This is a genomic window from Aeromonas bivalvium (assembly GCF_000819765.1).
Taxonomy (GTDB): Bacteria; Pseudomonadota; Gammaproteobacteria; order Enterobacterales; family Aeromonadaceae; genus Aeromonas; species Aeromonas bivalvium.
Genome location: NZ_CDBT01000020.1, coordinates 1,961 through 3,905, shown reverse-complemented (window position 1 = coordinate 3,905; position 1,945 = coordinate 1,961). Strand labels below are relative to the sequence as shown.

Sequence of the window (1,945 nt, the reverse complement as noted above, 5' to 3'; positions counted from 1 at the left end):
CTTCAACATCGCCGTTGCCCCCAACCGCCAGCAGCAGGGCATAGGCTCCGGCCTGCTGCGCTTCGTGCTGACGAGCCTTGCCGGGAAGGGGATAGGCCGCGTCGAGCTCGGTACCGGCAGCTTCGGCCACCAGCTCACCTATTACCAGCGCCACGGCTTTCGCGTCCACGCCGTCGTGAAGGATCACTTCCTCACCCACTATCCCGAGCCCCTGATGGAGCACGGCATCCAGCACAAGGACATGCTGCGCCTCTCCCTCGTGCTGGCGCCGGACACCGCTTCCCCCTGATCCGAGAGGCTGAGCCCTGCCCTCCCCCTGATGGCCGCCCCCTGTGGTACACTCCGCCATCCCCTGTTTTTGGTAGGCATGCGATGAAATCAGCCCGTCCCCGTCTCTCCCTCTCCGCCCGCCCAGACACCGAGCACAAGGCCAACGGGCCCGCCACGGCGCGCCCATCCCAACGCAGGGAAGCCCAGCCCCCAGGGAGAGTCAACGAGCGCAAACGGGCCCCCGTGCCTACCGATCGCAAGCTGCTGCTCCTGAACAAGCCCTACATGGTGCTCTGCCAGTTCACCGACGAAGGGGGCCGCGAGACCCTCAAGGATTACATCAGGGAGCCCGGCATCTATGCCGCGGGCAGGCTCGACAGAGACAGCGAAGGGCTCTTGCTGCTCACCAACGACGGCAAGCTGCAGGCACGCCTCACCCAGCCGGGAGAGAAGACCCCCAAGACCTACTGGGTGCAGGTGGAAGGTATCCCGAGCGAGGAGAAACTGGCCGCTCTTCGCGCCGGGGTCGAACTCAACGACGGTATGACCCTGCCCGCCGGGGCGCGCATCATGGATGACCCTGCGGTGTGGCCACGCAATCCGCCCATACGCGAGCGCAGGGAGATCCCCACCTGCTGGCTCGAGATAACAATCGTGGAGGGGCGCAACCGCCAGGTGCGGCGCATGACCGCCCATATCGGCCACCCCACCCTGCGCCTCATCCGCTACGCCATCGGGGAGTGGACCCTCGAGGGTCTGGCACCGGGAGAGAGCCGCGCCCTGCCCGCCCCCGATCTGGCACCCGTGCCACGACCAGCAGCCACGCAAGGCAAACCACGGGCATCCGCCGCAGCCGGGGGCACTGGCCGCAGCGCCCCCCGAGCCGCCCGGCCAACAGATCAGGAGCCACGCCAGGGGCGGGACCGCCGCGGGGCAGACCCGCGCCCGGCCAATCGCAGCGGCGGGCGCACCACCACCCGCCGTCCGGCTCGCACCAAGCCCTCTGAATGAAGGCGACAGCGGATCTGCATCGAGCGCCCCTGCCGGGGCACAGCCAACAAGACAAGGAGTCCTTATGAGCGATCACCCACCGCTGCCCACCCGCCTCACCGTGGCCGCCCTGGTGCACTGGCAGGGGCGTTTCTTGCTGGTGGAAGAGGAGATTGCGGGCCAGCGCCGCTTCAACCAGCCCGCCGGCCACGTGGAGCCGGGGGAAGATCTCATCCAGGCGGCCTGCCGCGAGCTGAAGGAGGAGACCGGGCTCACCGCCGCCCCCACCGGCTGGCTCGGGGTCTACCTCTTCAAACCGGCAGACAGCGAGGCCACCTTTGTGCGCACCGCCGTCATCTTCGACCTTGAAAAGTCGCCCGGTCAGCACCATCCAGAGGATCCCGACGGTGACGTACTGGCCTGTCACTGGCTCAGCCTGGAGGAGATTGCCGAGTGCAAGCCCGCCCTGCGAAGCCCATTGGTGTGGCAGTGCATCCAGGACTATCTGACAGGCACACGCCTGCCGCTGTCGGCCCTCAAGGCTTTTATCTGAGAGCCGTTAGAAACTCTTTTTGATGCTATGGGGTCGAGACAAGAAAAACGATTTCCCGCCGCCAGGCTTCCGAGGGGAACGGCGGCAGGGAGATGTGACCGGGGGCGCAAAACTCTGGTAGAATACGCCCCG

The 1,945-nt window shown here is 67.0% G+C and carries 3 protein-coding genes; all 3 read left to right on the top strand.

Annotated elements, in window-relative coordinates; genetic code table 11:
• Nucleotides 1–289 (top strand): GNAT family N-acetyltransferase (locus BN1119_RS07610; protein ID WP_041996078.1); only part of this gene is annotated, 289 nt, incomplete at its 5' end.
• Between the two features lie 83 nt (nt 290–372).
• Nucleotides 373–1,281 (top strand): pseudouridine synthase, encoded by a 909-nt coding sequence (locus BN1119_RS07605; protein ID WP_041996076.1) that lies wholly within the window; start codon nt 373–375, stop codon nt 1,279–1,281.
• A gap of 64 nt (nt 1,282–1,345) precedes the next feature.
• The gene (locus tag BN1119_RS07600) at nt 1,346–1,813 is read left to right on the top strand and encodes an NUDIX hydrolase (protein WP_041996073.1); all 468 of its coding nucleotides are present in this window, start codon (nt 1,346–1,348) and stop codon (nt 1,811–1,813) included.
• Nucleotides 1,814–1,945 lie beyond the last annotated feature (132 nt).

Bases quoted from the DNA above. Each gene is read 5' to 3' on its own strand.
- BN1119_RS07605 (WP_041996076.1), top strand. From the start codon at position 373: ATGAAATCAGCCCGTCCCCGTCTCTCCCTCTCCGCCCGCCCAGACACC.
- BN1119_RS07600 (WP_041996073.1), top strand. From the start codon at position 1,346: ATGAGCGATCACCCACCGCTGCCCACCCGCCTCACCGTGGCCGCCCTG.